Annotated in this window: 20 protein-coding genes; 1 reads left to right on the forward strand and 19 read right to left on the reverse strand. The window is 69.8% G+C overall.

Going from position 1 to position 22521, the window contains the following annotated elements:
- Nucleotides 1-58: 58 nt before the first annotated feature.
- The gene (locus GUI43_RS10065) at nucleotides 59-709 is read right to left on the reverse strand and encodes a CGNR zinc finger domain-containing protein (protein ID WP_112698620.1); all 651 of its coding nucleotides are present in this window, start codon (nucleotides 707-709) and stop codon (nucleotides 59-61) included.
- A 194-nt stretch (nucleotides 710-903) separates the two neighbouring features.
- Between GUI43_RS10065 and GUI43_RS10070 the strand changes: the two genes are divergently transcribed.
- Nucleotides 904-2148, forward strand: a complete 1245-nt coding sequence (locus tag GUI43_RS10070; RefSeq protein ID WP_112698621.1) for an MFS transporter — start codon at nucleotides 904-906, stop codon at nucleotides 2146-2148.
- Between the two features lie 100 nt (nucleotides 2149-2248).
- Here the strand turns inward: GUI43_RS10070 and GUI43_RS10075 are convergent, their stop codons facing one another.
- From GUI43_RS10075 to GUI43_RS10160, 18 genes are all read right to left on the reverse strand, one after another.
- Nucleotides 2249-3637 carry a glycoside hydrolase family 6 protein gene (locus tag GUI43_RS10075; RefSeq protein WP_112698673.1) on the reverse strand — a complete coding sequence of 463 codons (1389 nt, stop codon included), beginning with the start codon at nucleotides 3635-3637 and terminating at the stop codon, nucleotides 2249-2251.
- A 159-nt stretch (nucleotides 3638-3796) separates the two neighbouring features.
- Nucleotides 3797-6634, reverse strand: coding sequence for an AfsR/SARP family transcriptional regulator (locus tag GUI43_RS10080; RefSeq protein ID WP_170158702.1), 2838 nt, complete (start codon nucleotides 6632-6634; stop codon nucleotides 3797-3799).
- Between the two features lie 138 nt (nucleotides 6635-6772).
- Nucleotides 6773-7750, reverse strand: a complete 978-nt coding sequence (locus tag GUI43_RS10085) for a carbohydrate kinase family protein (protein ID WP_112698623.1) — start codon at nucleotides 7748-7750, stop codon at nucleotides 6773-6775.
- A 14-nt stretch (nucleotides 7751-7764) separates the two neighbouring features.
- The gene (gene ahcY / locus GUI43_RS10090; RefSeq protein ID WP_112581702.1) at nucleotides 7765-9210 is read right to left on the reverse strand and encodes an adenosylhomocysteinase; all 1446 of its coding nucleotides are present in this window, start codon (nucleotides 9208-9210) and stop codon (nucleotides 7765-7767) included.
- 105 nt (nucleotides 9211-9315) lie between these two features.
- Entirely contained in the window at nucleotides 9316-10851 is a 1536-nt protein-coding gene (locus GUI43_RS10095) for a peroxidase family protein (protein WP_146765882.1), read from the reverse strand.
- A gap of 82 nt (nucleotides 10852-10933) precedes the next feature.
- Nucleotides 10934-12319 carry an acetyl-CoA carboxylase biotin carboxylase subunit gene (locus GUI43_RS10100; protein WP_112698625.1) on the reverse strand — a complete coding sequence of 462 codons (1386 nt, stop codon included), beginning with the start codon at nucleotides 12317-12319 and terminating at the stop codon, nucleotides 10934-10936.
- Nucleotides 12320-12323: 4 nt separating this feature from the next.
- On the reverse strand, nucleotides 12324-12761 hold the full coding sequence (locus GUI43_RS34900) for an acetyl-CoA carboxylase biotin carboxyl carrier protein (protein ID WP_112698626.1): 438 nt from the start codon (nucleotides 12759-12761) through the stop codon (nucleotides 12324-12326).
- Nucleotides 12748-14409 carry an acetyl-CoA carboxylase carboxyltransferase subunit alpha gene (locus GUI43_RS10110; RefSeq protein WP_112698627.1) on the reverse strand — a complete coding sequence of 554 codons (1662 nt, stop codon included), beginning with the start codon at nucleotides 14407-14409 and terminating at the stop codon, nucleotides 12748-12750. Before GUI43_RS10110 ends, GUI43_RS34900 begins: the two co-directional genes overlap by 14 nt.
- Nucleotides 14406-14876: an SRPBCC family protein gene (locus GUI43_RS10115; RefSeq protein WP_112698628.1), complete on the reverse strand. Its 471-nt coding sequence runs from the start codon at nucleotides 14874-14876 to the stop codon at nucleotides 14406-14408. The genes GUI43_RS10110 and GUI43_RS10115 overlap by 4 nt, the downstream gene beginning before the upstream one ends.
- 4 nt (nucleotides 14877-14880) lie before the next feature.
- Complete coding sequence (locus GUI43_RS10120; RefSeq protein WP_091394916.1) at nucleotides 14881-15138, reverse strand: acyl carrier protein; 258 nt, start codon at nucleotides 15136-15138, stop codon at nucleotides 14881-14883.
- On the reverse strand, nucleotides 15135-15599 hold the full coding sequence (locus tag GUI43_RS10125; RefSeq protein ID WP_208646634.1) for a cupin domain-containing protein: 465 nt from the start codon (nucleotides 15597-15599) through the stop codon (nucleotides 15135-15137). The genes GUI43_RS10120 and GUI43_RS10125 overlap by 4 nt, the downstream gene beginning before the upstream one ends.
- The gene (locus GUI43_RS10130; protein ID WP_244220439.1) at nucleotides 15599-16606 is read right to left on the reverse strand and encodes a class I SAM-dependent methyltransferase; all 1008 of its coding nucleotides are present in this window, start codon (nucleotides 16604-16606) and stop codon (nucleotides 15599-15601) included. The genes GUI43_RS10125 and GUI43_RS10130 overlap by 1 nt, the downstream gene beginning before the upstream one ends.
- Entirely contained in the window at nucleotides 16603-16944 is a 342-nt protein-coding gene (locus GUI43_RS10135) for a TcmI family type II polyketide cyclase (RefSeq protein ID WP_112581708.1), read from the reverse strand. Before GUI43_RS10135 ends, GUI43_RS10130 begins: the two co-directional genes overlap by 4 nt.
- 4 nt (nucleotides 16945-16948) lie before the next feature.
- The gene (locus GUI43_RS10140; RefSeq protein ID WP_112581709.1) at nucleotides 16949-18571 is read right to left on the reverse strand and encodes an FAD-dependent oxidoreductase; all 1623 of its coding nucleotides are present in this window, start codon (nucleotides 18569-18571) and stop codon (nucleotides 16949-16951) included.
- Nucleotides 18564-18890, reverse strand: a complete 327-nt coding sequence (locus tag GUI43_RS10145) for an antibiotic biosynthesis monooxygenase family protein (protein WP_091394929.1) — start codon at nucleotides 18888-18890, stop codon at nucleotides 18564-18566. Before GUI43_RS10145 ends, GUI43_RS10140 begins: the two co-directional genes overlap by 8 nt.
- A gap of 15 nt (nucleotides 18891-18905) precedes the next feature.
- Nucleotides 18906-19964 carry a methyltransferase gene (locus tag GUI43_RS10150; RefSeq protein WP_112698629.1) on the reverse strand — a complete coding sequence of 353 codons (1059 nt, stop codon included), beginning with the start codon at nucleotides 19962-19964 and terminating at the stop codon, nucleotides 18906-18908.
- On the reverse strand, nucleotides 19961-21181 hold the full coding sequence (locus tag GUI43_RS10155) for a ketosynthase chain-length factor (RefSeq protein WP_112698630.1): 1221 nt from the start codon (nucleotides 21179-21181) through the stop codon (nucleotides 19961-19963). The genes GUI43_RS10150 and GUI43_RS10155 overlap by 4 nt, the downstream gene beginning before the upstream one ends.
- Entirely contained in the window at nucleotides 21178-22440 is a 1263-nt protein-coding gene (locus GUI43_RS10160; RefSeq protein WP_091394937.1) for a beta-ketoacyl-[acyl-carrier-protein] synthase family protein, read from the reverse strand. The genes GUI43_RS10155 and GUI43_RS10160 overlap by 4 nt, the downstream gene beginning before the upstream one ends.
- Between the last annotated feature and the right edge of the window lie 81 nt (nucleotides 22441-22521).

The raw sequence follows: 22521 nt of genomic DNA on the forward strand, positions 1-22521 counted from the left end.
CCCGTCCGCTGCCGTCGGCAACTCGCCACGCACACCATCGATCACCATCGTCGACCGGCTACGAGCTGGCGGGCCGGGCGGCACGGCGACGCTCGGTGAGTCGTCGCGCCTTCACCGCGTTGCCGCAGTCCGCCATGCGGCACCAGCGGCGGGAACCGTTGCGGCTCTGATCGAGGAACAGCCAGCCACAGCCCCCTTCGAGCACCGGGCAGCGGCGCACCCGGGTCAGGTCGGCCGTCAGCATGACGTCGAGGGCGGCCTCGGCGATCCGGTCCGGCACCAGCATGGCCGGCACCGTGCCGTAGGCCAGCCGCACCCGGGACGAGTCGAGCACGAATCTCGCTCGGGCGGCCGCGCCGGACCAGCGCTGATGCAGAGCGACCAGCGCGGCACCGGCGGCGATGGGGTCACCCGCCGTACCACCGTCCGTGTCGGTGATCGTCGCAAGCAGCACAAGATGGAGGCCCTCACGGATGTCCCGCACGGCGGCCAGTCCCGCGTGCGCCGCCGCGGGCTCCTCGCGCCACGCCCACCCCACCTGGTCGGCCTCCGCGTCACTGACCACGCCCACCCGGACCGACCAGCGCAGCAGGGCGGAACTGTCGGTCAGGAAATCGTGCGGCGGCTCGCCCCCTCGCTCCAGCGTGTTGGCCAGATCGAGTGCCGGGTGGCCGCCGACCAACGGTAGCTGGCACACGTCGAGTGGCATACCGACGATGCTACCACCTACACCGTCCACGACGGTTACTCCCCGTCTAGTCCGGGAGTCGGCGTGACGCGCCTGGCCTAAACACCGGCGCAAGGATAGGGATCGGCAGCGAGAGATGCCTAAGCACCTATGCTACCGTCAAAGCCCAGTTAGCCGGAATCATTGACGGACGTCCAGGATCTGGGAGGCAGCCAATGGTGCATGAACGACGCGCGGTCTATGCCCTCGCCGCTTTGTCCGCCGCCACCTTCTGTTACGTCACCACCGAGGTGCTTCCAATCGGGTTGCTCACGCTGATCGCGCCAGACCTGGGACGCTCCAGGTCCGAGGCCGGCCTGCTGGTGACCGGGTACGCCGTGGTGGTCATGGTTGTGGCACTCCCCCTGACCCGGGTCACTCGGCGTGTGCCCCGACGCCCGCTGCTCGCCGGCGCCCTCGGTGTGTTCGCCGCGGCGACGGCGGTGTCGGCCTTCGCAACCTCCTATGAGGTGTTGCTCGCCGCGCGGCTGGTGTCCGCCACCACCAACGGTGTCTTCTGGGCGGTGGTGTTCCCGGTGGCGATCTCGATGTTCCCCGCGAACATCCGAGGCCGCATCGTGGCTCGACTGTCGATCGGTAACGCCCTCGGCCCGGTCCTCGGCGTGCCGCTGAGCACCTGGTTGGGCGGGCAGGCCGGATGGCGGGCCGCCTTCGTCGCGATGGCCGTCTTCGGGTTCGTCGCCTGCGTCGCGGTCGCCCTGCTCCTACCGAGCGTCACACCGCAACAGAGTGCGGGAGACATCGGGCCGATGCCGGATCGGCACCGCTTCGTCGTGCTCCTCGTCGCGACCATTCTCGCGGTCACCGGCGCCATGGGCGCGTTCACCTACATGACCGTCTTCCTCCTCGACGTCAGCGGGTTCACCGCAGCGTCTCTCGGCCTGCTGCTCTTCGTCCAGGGCTCGTTCGGTGTCGCCGGCACCTGGGCGGTCGGCCGGGTCCTGGACCGCTTTCCGCTCGGTGTCGTGCTGGTTCTACTCGGGCTCCTCACCGCCGCGATGCTCGGCCTCTACGGAGTCGGCGCGAGCAAGGTATTGACGATCCCGTTGCTAGCCGTGGCGGGGATGTCGTTCAGTTCGCTGATCGCGGGAATCCAGCACCGTGTCATGCAGGTGGCCCCGTCGACCACAGACATGGCGTCGGCCAGCCTCAGCGTCGCCTTCAACTTCGGCCTCGCGGCTGGCTCGTTGATCGGCGCGGGCCTGCTGGCGACGGCCGGGGTGCGCGTCATTCCATTGTTCGGTGGCCTGCTGACGGCCGTGGCGATCGCGTTGCTCGCCGGCCACGAGACGTCCCGCGGGAGAGGGAGGAACCACAAGCCCGACCACAGCAGTTGGTCGGTACGGCCGACCCGCAGCCGCAATGCCGAGAAGCCACAGGCCACCAGCGTGCGGACGTAGACGGGCGGCGCGAGCGCGACCTGGGCGTTCAGCCGGGGTGGCAGAGAGCGGCCCGGCGCGGAGGGTGGTCCTCCGCGCCGGACCGTCGCATCGGCTGGGGTCAGCTGGTCACGCAGTCGGCCAACACGCCCGGGCCGGTGCCGGTGCCCTGGAAGCCGAAGGTGGTCGACTGCCGGCCGAGGACCCGTCCGTTGTAGCTCACGTTGGTGAACCCTACGGTCCCGCTGGTGCCGCTGACCTGCGCGTTCCAGGCGCTGGTGACCGCGCCGCCGGGCAGCGGGACGGTCACGGTCCAGCCGTTGATGTCCGACTTGCCGGCGGTGACCGTCACGCTCGCGGTGAAACCGCCAGCCCACTGGTTGACCGCGATCGACGCGTAGCAGCCGTCACCGGCCGGCGGAGTGGTGTTCGGCGGAGGGGTGGTCGGCGGCGTGGTCGTCGGCGGAGGGGTGGTCGGCGGCGTGGTCGTCGGCGGCGGCGTCGTCGGCGGGGTGGTGGTGGGCGGGTTGGGCGCGCCGTTGGCCAGGCTGAAGGCCAGCTCGGGCTGGAACGAACCGGCCGTGAAGCGGCAGCCGTCCGCCTCCCCCGGCGGCTTCACCCACAGGTACGCGTCGATGTTGCCATCGCCGGTGTTGGTCGTCGGGTACTGCCCGATGCGCCGGTCGGTGTTGTCGTCGCCGCACCAGTCCCCGCTGGCGCCCCCGTTACGGCTGGTGTCGATGACCTGGCGCTTGCCCGAGATCCCCATGCCGTTGAGGGCGGAGATGACCGCCCGGCCGAAGTTCGCCTCGCTGGAGGTGGAGTTGTAGTTCGACACGTTGGTGAAGAAGCCGTCGGCGTACTGCACGCCGGCCGCGCGGAGCCGGTTCGCCGTCTCACCCGCGCTGTTCCAGGTGGAGTGGCCGCCGTCGAGGTACACCTTGGCGTTGGGGTTGCCCGACTTGATGGTCCGGGTGGCCGTCGAGATCGCCTGGTTGCGTGCGTTGATCTCGGCGGCGCTCAGGCACGTCAGCAGAGCGAGCGAGTCGGTTTCCAGGATGATGATGACGGTCTGGTTGCCCAGTCCCCTGGCGAAGTTGGACACCCACGTCTGGTACTGGTTGAGGTCCGGCGCCCCACCGGCGCTGGCCCCGCCGCAGTCCCGGTTGGTGATCTCGTAGACGGCCAGAACCGGGATCTGCTGCGCCGCGTTGGCGGCGCCGATGAAACCGGAGACCTCGGACTGCACGGTCGAGGGGTTGAAGTTGGCGAACCAGCGCGCCTGCGGCTGACTCGCGATCTTGTCGCGGATGACGGCCGTACGTGAGTCGCCGGGGTTGGCGGCCACCCAGCGGACGACGGCCGAGCTCGGGTCACGGTAGAGCGACCCGGACAGCGTGCCGGCGGAGGCGCTGCTGACGGCGAGGCAGACGCCGACGGCGGTGGCGCCCGCGACGGCCGCCACGCTGATGGCCGCCGATCTGCGGCGGAGCGAGGAGAGGATAGCCACGACGTGTTGCCTCCAGATCACATAGATGTATCTAAGTTCATGGGAGCGTTCCCATGGACGTTAGCGGAGGCGCGCACCGCTGCCAAGGTGTGAACGCTCGTCGATGAGCCAGATGCCCGTGTTTGGAGGTCCGTGTCTGGGTGTCCAACTGGTCGGCAGTCAGGAGCCGTAGATGCTGACCTTCAGCTTTTCTCGAATGACTGCCGCCTGCACCTCGTCACGTCCGTCATAGACATCCAAGGCTTGATGCCACACCTTCCACGCGGCGGCCAGGTCACCTGCGGCCTCGTAGGTGTCGCCGAGGCGGGCCAACGCGCTGGCCTGGAGAGTGGTTTCACCGACCTCCGCCGACAGGTTGACCGCCCGCCGCCCACAGGAGAGCGCCTGGGCGTGGTCGCCTCGTTGGTGGTGAACGTGCGCCAGGCTGTCCCACACGTACGCCTCACCGTGGAGGTCGCCCAGGCGTTGCATGAGAGCAACGGCGCGTCCGCAGTAGTCAAGCGCGCGGGTGTGGTCGCCCAGCAGGCTGTGATACCACCCGACCGCGTTGAGTGCACTGGCCTCGCCAGACTCGGGGCCCGCATGCCGATGGAGGTGCAGCATCTGTTCGGCGTGTGCCAGCGCATCCCGGTAGCTTCCCTGGCGCTCGGCCAACCAGGACAAATTGCTGTGGACCTGGGCCTGCCCGGTCCGGTCCCTGATCTCGACGTACAGCTTCAAGGCAGACCCGTGGTGCTGGCGGGCACGTTCGTAGTGCCCCAGGCGGGTGTGGGCGTTGGCGAGGCCGCGATGGCAGCGGGCCTCGGCCCTGCGGTCCTTCAGTCGCTGCGCAGCGACGAGACCCGTGGCCTCGACCGCAGCCCACTCGTGCCACCATCCGCATCGGTTGAGGAAGGTGGTCAGTGTCCAGCCAAGTTGCCAAGCGTGCGAGTCGAACCCGTGCGAGGCTGCCATGTCGACGGCCGTGACGAGTGCCCGCCGTTCGTGCGTGTACCAGGCGAACGCCGCGTCGCTGTCGGTGAGGACCTCCGTGGTCACGCCGGGCTGCGGCGCCGCCAGGTCGATCGAGTCACGCCGGTGCGGATAGATCAGGCGATCGGCGACATGGGCGGTGTGCAGGTAGTGGTCGAGCATCCGATGCCGCGCGGCGTGCAGATCGCGCTCGGTCTCGTGAACATTGACCAGTTCGCGCGCGTATGCGCGCAGGAGATCGTGCAGCGCGTACCGGTCTGTCGAACGCCGCTCCACCATGTGCACGGCTACCAGGTCGGCCAGCAGTCGGCTGGTCTGGTCCAGTGGCAGGCCGCCCAGGCTGGCGCAGGTCGAGACGGTCATCTCCAGGCCGTGATGCAGGCCGAGCAGGCGAAACAGGCGGGCGTGTTCGGGGCTGAGAGCGCGGTAGGAGCCGGAGAGAACCGTGCGGAGGTCGGACCGCGGATCGTCTCCGGCAAGGACGTCCAGATCCCCGCCGCTCCCGAGGCGACCGGCGAGGACCTCGATCGAGAGTTGGGCGTCGGTGGCCGCACGCGCCGCGACGATGGCCAGCGCCAAGGGTAGTCCTGCGCACCGGCGGATGATCTGGTCGACGGCTTCCGCGTCCTGCACGACCCGGGCGACGCCGAGTCGACGGGTGAGCAACTCGTGCGCTTCCACCTCGGTCAGCATGCCGAGCGAGACGGGTTGAGCCCCTTCGTTCACGACGAGTCCGGTGAGCCGGTTTCGGCTGGTGACCACGACCAGGCAGGACGGGTTACCCGGGAGCAGCGGGCGCACCTGTGCCGCATCGCGGGCGTTGTCCAGTACGACCAGCACCCGGCGGTCGGCCAGGACGCTGCGATAGAGACCCACCTGGGCGTTGAGCCCGGGAGGTATCCGGTCTGACGGAACGTGCAACGCTTCCAGGAAGTCTCGTAGGACGTCGGTGGGCTTGAGGGCCGCCGTTCCGTCCGGGCCGAACCCGTCCAGGTTCACAAAGAGCTGCCCGTCCGGGAAACGGTCGCGGACCCGATGCGCCCAACGGACGGCCAGCGCGGTCTTGCCGACACCGGCATGGCCCACGATGGACAGGACCGTCGGGTGCGGCTGGTCAGTGGGTTCGGTCACCAGAGCCGCATCCAATTCGGCCAGGCTCGCAGAACGGCCGACGAACAGGGCCCCTTGCACAGGAAGTTGAGCCGGACGAACAGGTGTCGCACCGGTGCCCGACGCAAGGGTGACGCCCTCGGTACGCGCCGACGGGTCGAGGGCTCGGTCCTGCCGAAGAATCGCCTCGTACCTCTTACGCAGCTCGTCGCCCGGGTCGACGCCCAGTTCATCGGCGAGCGTGGAAGCGACACGCTGGTACGCCTCGATCGCCTCCGCCTGCCTCCCGGACTGGTAGAGGCCGGTCATCAACATGGCCGCGAGCCGCTCGCGCAGCGGATGTCTCGCCACCAGATCAGTCAGTTCGGCGACCACTGCGGCCCCGCCGCCGAAGGTCAGCTCGCACTCCAGGCACTCTTCGAGAACCGCGATGCGCATCTCCTCCAAAACGGCCGCCTCGCGCTCCAGCACGATGCCGTTCAGATCCGCGAGCGCAGGGCCCCGCCACATCGACACCGCCTGACGCAGCACGACGGCAGCCTTGCGCTTGTCGTCAAGCGCTACGAGGCGTCGCCCCTCGGCCACGGCGTCCTTGAATCGGGCGAGGTCCAGCTGACTCGCGTCGACCCGAAGCCGGTAGTTGGCGCGCTCCCCAACCAGCAGGTGCGCCGCACCGTAGCGGTCAAGTGTGCGACGCAGCTGCCAGATTCCGCTGTGGATCTGGTTGCGAGCTGTCGCGGGCGGGTTCCCGGTCCAGGCGATGGCGATCAGGTCTGCGGCGGACACCAGCTGACCGTGGCGGAGAAGCAGACCTGCCAGCAGCCTTCTCTGCCGCTCGCCGCCCAGCTCAACGCGTCGGTCGCCAGCGCGAACCTCCAGCGGCCCGAGCACCATGAAGTCGATCGGCACCGCCACGATGACACCCCCGATGTGCAGATCGGCCCGTAGGGTAGTCATCCGGTATCACAGTGTCAAGATCGAGCTTCGCTGATCGTCGTAAATCGTCTGAAGACCGCCGGGGGACGGGCCCGGCTCGTCCCCCGGCTGGCCCGATCAGACCCGAGCCAGCCCCAGCGCCCGTACGTCGACCGCGACGTCCGGACCGTAGGAGTCGGCGATGCGGCGCTCGAAAACGTCGGCGTCGACCGTGTATTCCTGCGGGCCTTCAACCTCCAGCACGTGCGCCGCCAGCACGCAGCCCACCTGTGCCGCGCGCTCGATGGGCAGGTCGGCAGCGAGCGCGGCGAAGAAGCCGGCCCGGAAGCCGTCGCCGACGCCGGTCGGGTCGACGATGCGGCCCACCCGTGCCGCCGGGACCAGGAAGTCACAGTCCTGCCCGGTGACGCGTACCCCGTTGGCGCCCAGGGTCACGACCCGCACGCCCACGCGGCGCAGGATGTCGTCTTCGCTCAGCCCGGTCTTCGACTCCAGCAGCGCCGCCTCGTACTCGTTGGTCAACAGGTAGCGAGCACCGTTGATCATCGCCTCGATGTCGGCCGACGACATCCGGGCCAGCTGCTGTGACGGGTCGGCGGCGAAGGGCAGGCCCAGCCGGCGGCAGGCGGCGGCGCGGGCGAGCATCGTGTCCGGGTTCTCCGCGGCGACGATGACGAGCCCGAGCCCGCCGGCCCGCGCGGCGACACCGTCGAGGCTGATCCGGTCGGGCTCGCCCATCGCGCCGGGATAGAACGACGCGATCTGGCAGAGGTCGGTGTCGGTGGTGCAGATGAACCGGGCGGTGTGTGCGACGGAGCTGACCTGCACCTCCGAGCAGTCGACCCCGTGCCGCTCCAGCCAGCTGCGGTAGTCGCCGAAGTCGCCGCCGACCGCGCCGAGCAGCACCGGCCGGTGCCCGAGTTGAGCGAGCCCGAAGGCGATGTTGGCCGCGACCCCGCCGCGCCGGACGACCAGGTCGTCGACGAGGAACGAGAGCGAGACGGTGTCGAGGCTGCCGGCGATGAGTTGCTCGGCGAACCGCCCCGGGAAACGCATCAGATGGTCGGTCGCGATCGAGCCGGATACGGCGATCATGCGGACGGGCCCTCTCAGTAGCGGTAGTGGTCGGGCTTGTAGGGCCCTTCGACCGGGACGCCGAGGTAGTTGGCTTGTTCCTTGGTCAGTTCGGTGAGGCGGACACCCAGCGCGGAGAGGTGGAGTCGGGCCACCTTCTCGTCCAGGTGCTTGGGCAGGGTGTGGACACCGATCGGGTACTGGTCGGTGCTGGTGAACAGCTCGATCTGCGCGATGGTCTGGTTGGCGAAGCTGTTCGACATCACGAAGCTCGGATGCCCGGTGGCGTTGCCCAGGTTCAACAGCCGACCCTCGGACAGCACGATGATCGAGTGGCCGTCCGCAAACCGCCACTCATCCACCTGCGGCTTCACGGTGATCCGCTCGACGTCCCCGCGTTTCGCGAGACCGGCCATGTCGATCTCATTGTCGAAGTGGCCGATGTTTCCCACGATCGCCTGGTGCTTCATCCGCGCCATGTGCTCGTTGGTGATCACGCTGAAGCAGCCCGTGGCGGTCACGAAGATGTCCGCGGTCTCGACCACGTCGTCGATGGTCGCGACCTGGTAGCCGTCCATCGCCGCCTGGAGGGCGCAGATCGGGTCCACCTCGGTCACGATGACCCGCGCACCCTGGCCACGCAGACTCTCGGCGCAGCCCTTGCCGACGTCGCCGTAGCCGAACACAACGGCGACCTTCCCGCCGATCAGCACATCGGTGGCCCGGTTGATCCCGTCGATCAACGAGTGCCGACAGCCGTACTTGTTGTCGAACTTGCTCTTGGTCACCGAGTCGTTCACGTTGATCGCCGGGAACAGCAGGTTGCCCGCCTGCTGCATCTCGTACAGCCGGTGCACGCCGGTCGTGGTCTCCTCGGTCACCCCCTTGATCCCGGCAGCGACCCGCGTCCAGCGGCGGTTGTCCTCCCGCAGCGACCGCGTCAACACACCGAGGATGACCTCGTACTCCTCCGAGTCGGCGCTCTCCGGCGACGGGACCGCCCCGATCGCCTCGAACTCGGCGCCCTTGTGCACCAGCAGTGTGGCGTCACCACCGTCGTCGAGGATCATGTTCGGGCCCTGCCCGTCCGGCCAGAGCAGCACCTGCTGGGTGCACCACCAGTACTCGTCGAGGGACTCGCCCTTCCAGGCGTAGACCGGGACACCCGCCGGATCGTCCGGGGTGCCGGTCGGGCCGACCACGATCGCCGCCGCCGCGTGGTCCTGGGTGGAGAAGATGTTGCAGGACGCCCACCGGACCTGCGCGCCGAGCGCCACCAGCGTCTCGATCAACACCGCCGTCTGAATGGTCATGTGCAGCGAGCCGGTGATCCGCGCACCCTTCAACGGCTGCCGCGAGGCAAACTCCCTCCGGATCGACATCAGACCCGGCATCTCATGCTCGGCCAGCTCGATCTCCTTACGCCCGAAGGCCGCCAACGACAGATCCGCCACCTTGAAATCGCTGAAGTTGCCAGTCATGCCCGCAGCCTCCCCCACCCGCGTCGAGGACCGTTGGAGTCCCGTTCAACCGGGCTCATGCTCCGCACACCGGGCCACCCGGGCCCGGGTGCGGAGCAGGCGCCGTCAGGAGTTGCGGCTGGCCGGGTCGACCCGGGCGTACGTGAGCAGGTCGGCCATCGTGAACTGGCCCGAGAAGCGGGCCGGCAGGGTCGGACGCCAGTTGGGCTGCACCTTCAGGTAGCTCGCCGGGTCGAGCTGGGCGATGCCGATGAGCACCTCTGCCACGATCCGTCCACCTACCGCGCCCAACGAACCTCCGCCGGCCTGGAGCTGTGCCTCCTTGAGGATGTAGTAGAAGAGCGGGGTGTTCGAGTCCAGGCCGAGGCCGTACCCACTGAGCTCCGGGAAGTTGAAGCTGCCCAGTGCGGGCGCCCCGATGTGGGCGGCGATCCGCTGACCCGACGGGATGCCGAAGGTGAGCTGACGGAGCAGGTCACGTCCGAGCAGGTTGGCCGACGGCGAGCCGGACGGTGGCGGTGGCAGCGGGAAGCCGAACAGCGGCGTCGAGTTGCGTACGTCGATCCACTTGCTCCAGCGCACCTGGCCGTCGAAGAACTGGAACCAGAACTGGTAGTCGAGGTAGCGACGGGCGGCCCGCTTCCCGCCGCGCAGGTCGGCCGGGTCGGCACCGCTCAGCGCCGGGTCGAAGAGCATGGCGTAGAACTCGTCGCCACCGTTGCCGGTGCGGTTGACCAGGTAGGCCGGTCGTGGCTGGCTGTGGCCGAAGCGGAATGCCGCCGCGGTGAACTCGACCGGGATGAACGTCGCGTTCGGCTCGGGCCGGTAGAACCGGCGGCCTCCGTTGAGCACTGTGGAGACCGCGCCTGGGCCGGCGATCAGCGGAAGGAACTCGTTGAGCACGATCCACTGGTAGTGCCAGGTGACGAGTTGCCGGGCGGCGCCGAAGACCTGTGCCGCCGGTGTGCCCTGTGCGCGCACCAGGTCGACCACCCGGTTGTGGAAGAGGATGAACGCGGCAGTGATCTGCGCGATCGGCAGGTTCTCGTCGTTGCGGACGTCGAAGACGACAGCCCTGCCACTGGAGTTGCGCGGCAGGTCTTCGAAGCGCCCGCCCGACTCGATCTTGAGTTTGGCGGGATCGGCGGAGTTGTACAGCTCCGGGTTCCCGGTCGGTCCGCCACCGTAGAGCGAGTCGAGGTCGAGGGCCGGTGTCCGGGGGTTCGGCACCGTGGTCGGGTCGACCGGCGTACCCAGCGGCGCCGTCGTCTCGAAGGCCAGGTCGTGGTCGACGAACTGCCCGAAATACGTCATGCCCTGCGGGATCGAGAAGTTGTCGGGGTTGTTGATGCTGTACTGCTGCTGGTCGGCGAGCGCCTCCGCACCGACGTTGAGCGGGTCACGGGCATCCATCGGGCCGCCGACGCGCGACAGGTCGATCAGCGCGTTCCGCATCTGGGTCGTCGCGGACCCGAACGCCGGCAGCGACGGGAACATCCGGCCGAACCGGTTGGAGAACGCGGCCGCCGCGGGCGTCGCGTCGAGCAGGACTCCCCCGGTGCCGGCCACGAGCGCCCCCGCGCCGACTCCGGCCAATAATCGCCGTCGGCTGACACCTCGAGAAGCGTTGTCAATTGCCATGTCGGCCACCTTCCGTCCGCGGGCGCCCGCGTGGACGCACGGGCCGCAAACCCGCGAACCGGCAGCAGTGTGAACCCTTCGGTTAGTGGCGCCCTGGAGCTTCGGTGGTGTCCGGCTGGAGGCCGGTGAGCATTGTGTCGACCAGCGAGGTGTCGTGTTTCGCGGCGCGGAACAGCGGATGGTCGAGCGTCGATCGGAGGAAGTCGCGGGTGGTGGCCACACCTGGCCCTTCGACGGCGCACTCGTCGAGGGCGCGGGCCATCCGGGACAGGGCCTGGGTGCGGTCGGGCGCCCAGACGACCACCTTCGCGAGGAGGGAGTCGTAGTCGGCCGGAACCCGGTAGCCGGCGTACCCGTGCGTGTCGACGCGGACGAACGGGCCGGCGGGCAGGTCGAAGCGGGTCAGCTCACCCGGCGTCGGTACGAAACCGCGCACCGGGTCCTCGACGTTGAGGCGACACTCGATCGCCGTGCCGCGCGGCGTCACGTCGGCCTGGGTCAGCGCGAGCCTTTCGCCGGCAGCGACGAGGATCTGTTGCCGCACCAGGTCTACGCCGGTCACCAGCTCGGAAACCGGGTGCTCGACCTGGAGCCGGCAGTTGACCTCCATGAGGTGGAAGTCGTCCCCACCGCCGACCAGGAACTCGAAGGTGCCCGCGCCCACGTAGCCGACACCGAGCGCGCCGGTGACCGCGGCGGCGGTCATCCGGTCGACCATGTGTTGCGGCAACCCGGGCGCGGGCGACTCCTCGATCAGCTTCTGGTGACGCCGCTGCACCGAGCAGTCGCGCTCGCCGAGGTGGATGCCGTTGCCGTAACGGTCGGTGAGCACCTGCACCTCGACGTGCCGGGCCGACTCGAGGTAGCGCTCGATGTAGACCCGGTTGTCGCCGAAGAGCAGCTGCGCCTCGGCCCGCGCGGCGGCGAACTCGCCCAGGAACGAGGCCGGGTCGCGGACGACCCGTACGCCCCGACCGCCGCCACCGGCGACCGCCTTGATGATCAGCGGGAAGCCGATCTCGTCGGCGACCGCGCGGGCGTGGGCCGCCGACTCGACGGCGTCGGTAGTGCCGGGGAGTACGGGCAGGCCGAGGCCCGCCATGATGCCCCGCGTCCGGGCCTTGTCGCCCAGCGCGGCCATCACGGCGGGCGGCGGCCCGATGAACGTGATCCCGTCGGCCTCGCAGATCTCGGCGAAGTCCGGGTCCTCGGAGAGGAATCCGTAGCCGGGGTGGATGGCGTCGGCCCCGGTGCGGCGGGCCGCCTCGATGATGGCGGGAGCGCTCAGGTAGCTGCGCCGGCTGGGACCCGGCCCGATCTGGACGGCTTCGTCGGCCAGCCGCACCACCGCCGAGTCCCGGTCGACGGTCGAGTAGACCGCCACGGTACGCAGCCCCATCTCCCGGCAGGTCCGGGCGATCCGGACCGCGATCTCGCCACGGTTGGCGATCAGCACCGACTCGAACACTGGGTCAGCCCTCCGACACAGCTAAGGCGATCAACCGTTCGCCGTACTCGACCGGGGTCGCGTTGGGTACCAGCACCTTCACGACCTCGCCCGCGCGGTCGGCTTCGACCGGGATCATCATCTTCATCGCTTCGAGGATCGCGACCTGCTGGCCGGGCACGACCTGGTCGCCCTCACTGACGAACGGGTCGGCCCCGGGCGAGGGCGCGAGGTAGAGCGTCGCGACCATCGGCGCGCACACGTAGTGCAGACCGGCGTCGGCCTCCACCGGAGGAACCGCCGGGACCGCCGCCAGCCCGGGTGCGCCGTCCGGCCACTCCACCTCGACCACCAGATCGCCGTGCTGGAGCCGGGCGCGGCGGACCGGACCTGGCGTCGACCCGATCAGCCGCGCGAGACTGCGGACCGCGGCATCCAGCGGGTCGGCGTTACCCTCCAGCATTCGTCAAACCTCCGATCTGTCGGAAGCGGGCCCGGCGATGGGCCCGCACCTCCTCGCGGTTGAGACCGGCCAACTCGGCAAGTGCGTCGACAACCGCCCGATGTACGGCTGACGCGGTCGCCCCGGGATCGGCCGGTGCCCCGCCGGGTGGTTCGGGAACCACCCCGTCGACGATGCCGAGCGCCAGCAGGTCGCCGGCCTGGAGCTTGAGCTGCGCGGCGGCCTCGTCGGCCCGACCGGAGTCGTTCCAGAGGATCGCGGCGCAGCCTTCCGGGCTGATCACCGAGTACGTGGCGTTGGCGAGCATCAGCACCCGGTTGCCGACGCCGAGAGCGAGCGCGCCTCCGCTGCCGCCCTCGCCGGTCACGATGGCGACGACCGGCACCGTCAGCCCGGCCATCATCCGAATGTTGTCGGCGATGGCGAGGGCCTGCCCGTTCTCCTCCGCCGAGATGCCGTGGTAGGCGCCGGGGGTGTCGATCAGCGTCACGATCGGCGTGCCGAGCTTCTCGGCCAGGCGCATCAGCCGGGCCGCCTTGCGATAGCCCGCCGGTGTCGCCATGCCGAAGTTGCGGCTGGCCACCTCGGCGACCGTGTGGCCCTTCTGGTGGCCGATCACCACTGTGGGCCGGCCGTCGATGAGACCGACGCCGCCGACGATCGCCGGGCAGTCACTCGCCAGCCGGTCGCCGTGCAGCTCCACGAAACCGTCCACGAAGTGGCCGATGTAGTCGAGTGTGGATGGCCGACCGAGATCGCGGGACAGCGCCACGACCGCCCACGGGTCCGCCGACTCGGGGGCCGCGGTGGCCCGTACCGGGTAAGGATCCGGCGCGGACCGGTCGGCGCCCGCGAAGGCCAGCAACCGGCCGATGGTCGACCGCAGGTTCGACCGGGGCACCAGGTCGTCGAGCATGCCGCGGGCGAAAAGGTACTCGGCGGTCTGGAAGCCGGCCGGCAGCGGCTGACGCAGCGTCTGCTGGATGACCCTCGGCCCGGCGAAGCCGAGGCGAGCCCCCGGCTCGGCGAGAATGACGTCGCAGAGCGTCGCGAACGATGCCGCGACGCCACCGTAGGTCGGGTCGCTGACCAGCGAGATCGTCAGCACCCCAGCCTCGTCGAGGGCCCCGAGCGCCGCGCTCGTCTTGGCCATCTGCATGAGCGACAGCACGCCCTCCTGCATCCGGGCGCCGCCGGAGGCGCTGACGATCAGCAGCGGCGTACGGGTTTCGAGCGCCAACTCGGCGGCCCGGGTGATCCGCTCGCCGACGCCCGTGCCGAGGCTGCCGCCGAGGAACCGGAAGTCCATGACCGCCGCGATCAACGGCTGTCCCTCGACAGTGCCCCGGACGCAGACGACCGCCTCGTCGAGCCCGGTGCGCCGGCGGGCCGCCTCGATCCGTTGCGGGTAGGGCACGGTGTCGACGAACCCGAGCGGATCACCGAAGGCACCGACCGGCGGCAGCTCCTCGACCGAGTCGAGATCGAAGAGCTGCTCGATCCGCTGGTGTGCGGTGACCTGATCGTGGTGGTCGCACTCCGGGCAGACGCCCAGGTTGCGCTCGACCCGACGCTGGTAGAGCAGCGCCCGGCAGCCCGGGCAGATCAGCCAGCTCTTGCCGACGGGCATGTTGACGGTGGCGGTCATGACTGCCCGCGTTCGGCCGCGGCCTTCTCCACGATCTCCCGGATGCGTGCCTGCTGCTCACGTGTGGTCCGGTTGAGGTGGGCGGTCATGCCCTCGTCGTCGGCGTGCCCGCCCGGCCGCATCTCGAAGTCCTGTACCCACCGCATCCGCACGCCGCCGTCCGGGATCTCGGTGTATTCCCAGAACAGGTTCATGTACTTGAAGGCGCCGGTTTCCAGCCGCCGTGCCCGCACCACCCGGTCGGTGCGGTCGGGCACCCGCTCGGAGACCCAGCTCCAGATCCGGCCGGCCGGGTCGGGATTCATGGTCAGGCGGAAGACGACGGCCCCGTCGGCGGACGTCGAGAGCACTTCGGTGCTGGCGTACTCACTGAACAGGGAGGGCCAGTTGGGGATGTCGTTGGTCAGGTCCCAGACGAGGTCGAACGGTGCGTTGATGACGACCGCGTTGTCCGTGTGTCCGGCCATGGGGTCACCGATCCGCGAGTCGTTGGTTGACGTAGTCGACGGCGAGCCGCGGCGTCTTCATGATCGACACGGCGTCGTCGGGGATGCGCACCTCGTACTCCTGCTGCACCCGCGCCGCCAGCTCCAACAGCGCGAGCGAGTCGTAGCCGAGGTCGTCGAACGGCGCGTCGAGCGTCGCCGGATCGGCCCAGTCGGTCTGCTCGACCACACCGGAACTGGTCTCCAGGATCCGACGCAGGTCGTCGAGGGTCAGCTGGCTCATGAGTTTCCTCCCGTCGGTCGTTGCCACCCGTCGCGCACGCCGCCGACCTGCGGCACCGGCGACTCGGGGTGCGGGACCTCCTCGGTGTCGACGTGCCCCAGCTCGGGGCGCGGCGCGAGCGGGCTGATCTGGAACACGATCAGCGCGGTCTCGCCACCGGCGTTGACGATGCGGTGCCGCTGGCCGCGACGGACCATGAGAGCCTCGTCGGCAGCGAGCTTGACCTCCGCGCCGTCGACCCGGATCACGACCTCGCCGCGCACCAGATAACAGAACTTGTCCGAGTACGGGTTGTACTGCTCCGCCAGGAACTCGCCCGGCTCCAGGCGGACCGTGCCCATGAAGCCCTCCGTCGCGTCGACGGTCTTCGGGCTGAGCAGGATCCGCACCTCGCCGCCGATCCGGTTGATGCCGGGCACGTCGGTGGCGGCGACCTTCACGATCGGTTGCCGATGCATGATCATCCCTTCTCTGCGACGAGCACTCGGAACGGCAGGTCCGTCGGGTGGACGGTGGCCGGGCCGAAGCCCGCCGCGGCGAGGGCCCGGTTGTAGGCGGCGACGGAGTGCGACTCCCCCTCGAAGGTCCAGACCAGCATCAGCACCGAGAAGAGGTACGGCGCCGGGTCCAGTGCCGGCGACTCGTCGCCAGTGGTGAAACCGACGATGACCAGCCGGCCACCCGGCTTGACCACGGAACCGAGCCGTTTCACCAGCTCGTGCACCCGCTCCTCGGAGAAGTGGTGGGTGACGTTGGTGAGCAGCGCGACGTCGTAGGGCCCACCGAGATCGGTGGTGAACATGTCACCCGGCAGGAACGACGCCCGGTCTCGCACGCCGAGCCGCTCGGCGTGCTTCTCCGTCACGGCGAGCACGTTGGGCCAGTCCAGCGAGGTCACCGCCGCCTGCGGGTTGTGCTGCGCGAGGGTGTAGCCGTAGACGCCGTGGCCGCAGGCGACGTCGAGGATGTCGAGCTCGGCGCGCTCCTTCGTCCACGGCGCGAGCGCCTCGGCCATCACCTCGGCGGTCGGCTGGGCGACCTTCGTCGCGTACGCCGCGAAGTCCTCCCAGTAGGTGTACTCCGGGGTCTCGGCGTGCACGTCGAGCACGGTGCCGCCGGCCCGAACGGCGGCGCTGAGGTCGCGCAGCGCGTCCCACTCCCAGTCGCTCGACATCACCTTGACCATGCCGCCCAGGTAGTCGGGACGGGTGCTGACCAGGTGGTCGGCCGCCGCCGAGGTGAGCGAGAAGTGCTCGCCGGTCCGGTCGGTGAGGCGGATCGCGGTGAGGGCGTCGAGCAGGATGCGCGCGCCCCGCGGGTGGATACCGAGCTTCGGAGCGAGCCCGCCGGCCGTGGCCGGGCCGGCGGCGAGCGCGTCGAACACGCCCAACTCGACAGCGGTACGCAGCAGGCTCGTCTTCTTGTATGCCTGCATCATGTCGTTGATGTCGCGGCGGGTCAGCGTCACGTGATGCTCCCTGTCTCGGGGCTCCAGGTGTAGAAGGGCGTGGCCTTCGAGTCCTGCAACTCGGTCATGCTGTCCGGCGCGTAGCGCTGCAGGTAGGCCGAGAGGCGCCGGTTGACCTCCTGGAAGTCCGCGCGGGCTCGGGCCGCGAGGAGCTTGTCGAAGACGTCGGTGTCGGCTTCGAGCAGGTGCATGTAGAGGTCCTGGTACTGGAAGAGCGTGCGCCGCGAGATGCCGACGACGTAGGGCATGTCGCCCTTGTCGTGCTCGGCGAAGAGCTCGGCGACCGCGTCGGCGTGACCGGGGGCCATCCGCATGACCATGAGGGCGCGGTAGGACATGTGCTCACGCTCCCCGCAGGATCGTGGCCAGGGCGGCGGCCAGGGTCTGCGCCTGGTCGTCGACCGGGCCGGCGCTGCGCCAGGCGACGATGCCGTCGGGGCGTACCAGCAGCGCCCCGCCGGGGCCGACGCCACAGCTCGCGAGCCACGAGCCGTCGTCGGCGAGGTCACCGTCGGGGCCGGCGGTCAGCGCCTTGATCGGAAGCCCGGTCTCCGCGGAGACCGCCTCGGCGGCCGCGACCCAGGCGTCGTCGCCGGGGGCCGTGGCCAGCGTCCAGCCCTCGGTCAGCACGTCGATCGTGGAGACCCGCGCGCCGTCGTGGTCGACCCAGCCGTGCGGGGCACGCGACCCGGGTTGACCGGTGAAGGTCAGCTCGCGGGGCAGCAGCTCGGTGTCGGCGGGCGCGCCGACGATCGCGTTGGAGGTGTACCGGTAGCCCATCGTCACGATGACGAAGTCCCGGTAGGCGGCCTTGTCCTCGTCGGCGAGCTGACCCCGGGTGCGGAAGAGCATCCATGCCTGGTCGGCGGTCGCCGCGCCGACCGGACGACGCTCGGCTTCGTAGGAGTCGAGCAGGCTCTCGTCGGCCCGCCCCGCAAGGACGTCGGCGAGCTTCCACGCCAGGTTGTGCGCGTCCTGGATGCCGGCGTTGACGCCGAAGCCGCCGGCCGGCGGGTGGGCGTGACAGGCGTCGCCGGCGAGGAAGACCCGCCCTGACTGGTACGCGTCGGCGACCATGTGCCGTGCGTCCCAGGGCTGGGCCGACTCGACCTCTACCTCCAGCTCGGGGTCGCCGGCCGCGATCCGGGCCAGTTCGACGCAGCGTTCCGGGGTGAAGTCGGCCGGCGACTGCCCCCGCTCGGGGTAGTAGTTGACGCCGAACATCCACCGCCCCGGCTCGATGAAGAGCAGCAGCCCCTGGGCCAGTTGGTTCATCAGGTAGATCAGCGTGAACCGGGGTGCCGACTCGGGCAGGTCGACCTTGGCGCGGAAGATGATGCTGACGAAGTTCCCGGCGACGCCGTTGCTGCGGTCTCCGATCTCAAGCATGTTCCGGACAGGGCTCTTCACGCCGTCGGCCGCGACGACGTAGCGCGCCCGGATGGTGCGTGTCGTGCCGTTGTCGTTGACGGTCGCGGTCACCCCGTCCTGGTCCTGGGTCAGCCCGACCAGCTCGTTCTGGAAGCGGATCTCCGCGCCCGCCTCGACGGCGGCGTCGTGGAGCAGCGGCTCGTAGTGGTCCTGGCCGCACCAGATCGGCCAGCTCGGCGTGAACTTGTCGTAGTCGACGTCGTGCGCCTCCATGACGAAGGACTTGTGGAGGTCGGCCAGGGACTGGGCGCCGAGCATGACCAGTGGCGTGGCGCGGCCGGCGCGGACGAGGTCGAGTTCGGCGCCCGGCCCGACGATCTTCATGCCGGCCTGCTGCACGGCCGGTTCCAGGCCGACGGTGCGGAAGATCTCCACAGTGCGGGCGTGCAGACCTGTCGCGCGGGGGATCGTCGACAGCCGGGGCCGACGTTCGACCAGGATCGGCCGGATCCCCTTGCGGGCCAGGAAGAGCGCGGTCGACAGGCCGACCGGGCCGCCGCCGACGATCAGGACGTCGGTGCTTCCGTCAGACATGAGCGTCCTCCGTGTAGACGACTTTGTAGAGGTGGCGTTCCGGCGTGGCGATCGCGCGTACCTCGCCGAAGTGGGGGTGGACCTCGGGGTTCTGGAGCATCGCGGTGAAGTGCTCTTCGCTCTTCCACTGCGCGTAGTTGACGACCCGGGTCCCGTCGAGGCTGGCGTGGATGTTCGCCGACACGAACCCGTCGACCTTGGACATCACCGCGTCGGTCGCCTCGATCAGGATGTCGACGAGCTTCTGCTGGTTGGCCGGCTCGACGGTGAAGATGTTGACCATCGTCACGACCGGCTGGTCGATGCCGATGTGTGCCATTGCGGGCTTCCTTTCCTAGATCGGACGCGCTTCGAGCAGGGCCCAGCCGCGGGATGCGGGGGTGTTGACCAGCTCGAAACCGGACGCGGTGAACAGCGCCTGCCATTCCCGGAGGTCGCGCTCCTTGCCGCCGAAGAGCACCAGCATGTCGATGTCGATGATCTTGGCGTGGTCCCACTGGTTGCGCGGCGGCACGATCTGGTCGATCGCGATGAGGCGGGAGTCGGCGTCGCCGATCGCCGCGCGGATCCGACGCAGCAGCGTGACGCAGGTGTCGTCCGGCCAGTTGTGGACGATCGACTTCAGGATGTACGCGTCGGCACCGGCCGGCAGTTCGTCGGTGAAGAAGTCGCCGCCCCGCACCTCGACCCGCTCGGTGACACCGTGCTCCTTGAGCAGCGGTTCTGCGTCGGCCACCACCTCGGGCAGGTCGAAGAGAATACCTGTGCCCTCGGGGTGACGCTGGAGCATCTTGGCCAGGAAGTAGCCGTTGCTGCCGCCGATGTCGGCGATCCGGCCGAACCGCTCGGGCGCCAACTCCGCCGCGAACCGGTCGGCGAGCCGCCGGCTCCAGTGGGCCATGAAGCCCTCGAAGAACCGGTTGGCCTCCGGGTGGGCCTGGAGGTAGTCGTAGAAGCCCATGCCGAAAACCTTGTTGAAGGCCGGCTCGCCGGTGCGGACGCTGTGCAGGATCTCCGCGTACGGGAGGCGGTTGAAGTCGGCCCCACTGAACTGCACCATCGGCCGCAGCCCGCCGATCCGGGCCGACGTCAGCCCCTCACCGAGCGGGGTCAGCGCGAACGACCCGTCCTCCTGCTCGTCGAAGATGCCGACAGCGGAGGCCGCGCGCAGGATCCGCCGCAGCGCGTCCTCGTGCGACTCGGTCGCCGCCGCCAGTTGGGCGACCGGCACCGGTCCGTCGACGAGCAGGTCGGCGACGCCGAGCTCGGTGACCACGTAGATCACGTTGGCGATCTGTTTGGCGCTTCCCAGCACCGCGATCTGCCGTTCACGCAGGTCAAGTGCCTGCTGCTCGTCGAAGTTCGCGACGGCGGCGAGGCTGGCGTCGGTCATCGTCCATTCCTTTCGTCGGTCACGACCATGGCCGCGTTGAACCCGCCGTAGCCCCTGGCGAGGACGAGCGCCGCGCGTACGGGTGTCTCCCGCGCGACGTCGCGCACCAGGTCGAGGTGCAGGCCCTCGGCCGGCTGGCGGATGTTGGTGGTGGGCGGGATGACTCCGTGCCGGATCGACAGCAGCGCGGAGACGAGGTCGAGCGCCGCCCCGCCCGAGTAGAGCCGGCCGGTCATCGTCTTGGGCGCGGTCACCGGCACCCCACGTGGGCCGAAGACCGCGGTGATCGCCTCGGCCTCGACGCGGTCGAGCTCGGCGACACCGGCGCCGTCGGCGAAGACGACGTCGATGTCGGCCGGTGTGAGACCGGCGTCGGCCACTGCCATCTCGGCCGCCCGACGCAGTCCCGGTGGGCGGCCGGAGCCGGGCCGTGGGTCGAACGTCGCGCCGTATCCGGCGATCACCCCGTAGACGGCGGCCCCGCGCCGGGCAGCGGCTTGTTCGTCCTCCAGCACGAGGATCGCCCCGCCCTCGCCCGGCACGTAACCCGACGCGTTGGCGTCGAACGGCAGGAACGCCGTGGCCGGATCGCGCCCCGTGCTGAGGAGGCCGTTGGCGAGCTGGGCCGTCCAGCCCCACGGGCAGAGCGACGCGTCGACACCGCCGGTCATCACGAGCTGCACGCCCTTGCGCACCTGGCGCCGGGCCTGTGCCACCGCGTCGAGCCCACCCGCCTGCTCGGTGACGAGCACCCCGGTCGGCCCACGCATCCCGTGGCGGATCGAGATCTGGCCGGTGTTGACTGCGTAGAACCACGCGAACGACTGGTAGGCGCTGACGTGCTCGGAACCCTTGCTCCAGAGCTTCTCCAGCTCACGGTGGCCGAACTCGAAGCCGCCCGACGCGCTGGCCGTGACGACACCCATGCCGAACTCGGGCAGCGCCGACGGGTCGACCGACGCATCGGCCAGCGCCCACTGCGCCGCCGTCAGCGACAGCCGGGTCATGTGGTCGGTCTGCGCCATCAGCCGGCTCGGGATGTGATCGGCCGCCTCGTATCCGGGAACCTCGCCGGCCAACTGGGCGGGGTAACCCGAGGGGTCGAAACGGCTGATCGGCCCGATGCCACCCACCCCGGCGACGGTGGCCGCCCAGAAGGCGTCGCGGCCCAACCCGTTGGGCGCTGCCACCCCGACCCCGGTGACGACAGTGGTCATGCCACACGCGCCAGGAGCATCGCGCTCTGGAAGCCGCCGAACCCGCTACCCACGCTCAACACCACGTCGGTCTGCTGCTCACGGGCGGTGAGCGGCACGTAGTCGAGGTCGCACTCCGGGTCGCGTTCGTGCAGGTTGGCCGTCGGTGGCACCGCCCCGTGCTTGATCGCCAGGGCCGACGCCGCGATCTCGATCGAGCCGATGGCGCCGAGCGAGTGGCCGATCATCGACTTGATCGAGCTGACCGGGGTGCGGTACGCGTGATCGCCGAGGCTCCGCTTGAACGCCGCCGTCTCGTGCCTGTCGTTCTGCTTCGTACCTGAGCCGTGCGCGTTGATGTAGTCGACGGCGTCGCCGGGCAGCCGGGCATCGGCGAGCGCGACGCGGATCGCCTCGGCCATCTCCCGCCCGTCGGGCCGCAGGCCGGTCATGTGGAAGGCGTTGGAGCGCGAGGCGAACCCGACCAGCTCGGCGTAGATCTGGGCACCTCGCCGGCGGGCGTGCTCGAGCTCTTCGAGGACGAACATCGCCGAACCCTCGCCGAGAACGAACCCGTCGCGACTGTTGTCGAACGGCCGCGAGGCGTGCGTCGGGTCGTCGTTGCGGGCCGTGGTCGCCTTGATCGCGTCGAAGCAGGCCACAGTGATCGGTGAGATCGGGGCGTCGGTCGCGCCGGCGATCATCACGTCGGCCGAGCCCTCCCGGATCAGCTCCCGGGCGTGGCCGACCGAGTCGAGGCCCGACGTGCAGCCGGTGGAGACCACCGTCGCCGGACCTTCCGCCCCGACCGACCACGCCACCTCACGGGCGAACGAGCTCGGCACCAGATAGTCGTAGAGGTGCGGGGTGGCGTACCGGTGGTCGGTCAGCCATTTCCGGCCGCCGTCGCTGACCACGACGTACTCCTCTTCGAGGCTCATCGTGGCCCCGACCGCCGTGCCGACGCTGACGCCGACCCGGGTCGGGTCGGCGACCTCGAAGCCGCTGTCTGCCAGCGCCTCCCGGGTGCAGACCACGGCCATCTGGGCCGCCCGGTCCATCCGGCGGACCTCCTGCGGCGACAGGCCCTCGGCGACCGGGTCGAAGTCGGCCTCCGCGGCCACCCGCGACCGGAAGGGGGTGGCGTCGAAGAACGACAGGGTACGGGTGGCCGTGCGGCCAGCGGTCAACAGTTCCCAGAACGCCTTGGTGCCCAGTCCACCGGGGGCGATGACGCCAATCCCGGTGATGACCACCCGACGGTCGGATGTGCTCGTCATGGAAGACCTCCTGGCCGCGATGTCCGTGTGAAAGCTAGGGACGGCCGGTCGAACGGCGCTGGAGCGTCGGTCGAGGGCCTG

It is taken from the genome of Micromonospora noduli, assembly GCF_003264365.1.
In the GTDB taxonomy this organism is placed as follows: domain Bacteria; phylum Actinomycetota; class Actinomycetes; order Mycobacteriales; family Micromonosporaceae; genus Micromonospora; species Micromonospora noduli.

What these genes read in the sequence shown, in the direction of transcription:
- GUI43_RS10065 (WP_112698620.1), bottom strand. Translation starts at nt 709, where the DNA reads ATGCCACTCGACGTGTGCCAGCTACCGTTGGTCGGCGGCCACCCGGCA.
- GUI43_RS10070 (WP_112698621.1), top strand. Translation starts at nt 904, where the DNA reads ATGGTGCATGAACGACGCGCGGTCTATGCCCTCGCCGCTTTGTCCGCC.
- GUI43_RS10085 (WP_112698623.1), bottom strand. Translation starts at nt 7,750, where the DNA reads ATGATCGCCGTATCCGGCTCGATCGCGACCGACCATCTGATGCGTTTC.
- ahcY (WP_112581702.1), bottom strand. Translation starts at nt 9,210, where the DNA reads ATGACTGGCAACTTCAGCGATTTCAAGGTGGCGGATCTGTCGTTGGCG.
- GUI43_RS10095 (WP_146765882.1), bottom strand. Translation starts at nt 10,851, where the DNA reads ATGGCAATTGACAACGCTTCTCGAGGTGTCAGCCGACGGCGATTATTG.
- GUI43_RS34900 (WP_112698626.1), bottom strand. Translation starts at nt 12,761, where the DNA reads ATGCTGGAGGGTAACGCCGACCCGCTGGATGCCGCGGTCCGCAGTCTC.
- GUI43_RS10110 (WP_112698627.1), bottom strand. Translation starts at nt 14,409, where the DNA reads ATGACCGCCACCGTCAACATGCCCGTCGGCAAGAGCTGGCTGATCTGC.
- GUI43_RS10115 (WP_112698628.1), bottom strand. Translation starts at nt 14,876, where the DNA reads ATGGCCGGACACACGGACAACGCGGTCGTCATCAACGCACCGTTCGAC.
- GUI43_RS10120 (WP_091394916.1), bottom strand. Translation starts at nt 15,138, where the DNA reads ATGAGCCAGCTGACCCTCGACGACCTGCGTCGGATCCTGGAGACCAGT.
- GUI43_RS10135 (WP_112581708.1), bottom strand. Translation starts at nt 16,944, where the DNA reads ATGTCCTACCGCGCCCTCATGGTCATGCGGATGGCCCCCGGTCACGCC.
- GUI43_RS10140 (WP_112581709.1), bottom strand. Translation starts at nt 18,571, where the DNA reads ATGTCTGACGGAAGCACCGACGTCCTGATCGTCGGCGGCGGCCCGGTC.
- GUI43_RS10145 (WP_091394929.1), bottom strand. Translation starts at nt 18,890, where the DNA reads ATGGCACACATCGGCATCGACCAGCCGGTCGTGACGATGGTCAACATC.
- GUI43_RS10150 (WP_112698629.1), bottom strand. Translation starts at nt 19,964, where the DNA reads ATGACCGACGCCAGCCTCGCCGCCGTCGCGAACTTCGACGAGCAGCAG.
- GUI43_RS10155 (WP_112698630.1), bottom strand. Translation starts at nt 21,181, where the DNA reads ATGACCACTGTCGTCACCGGGGTCGGGGTGGCAGCGCCCAACGGGTTG.
- GUI43_RS10160 (WP_091394937.1), bottom strand. Translation starts at nt 22,440, where the DNA reads ATGACGAGCACATCCGACCGTCGGGTGGTCATCACCGGGATTGGCGTC.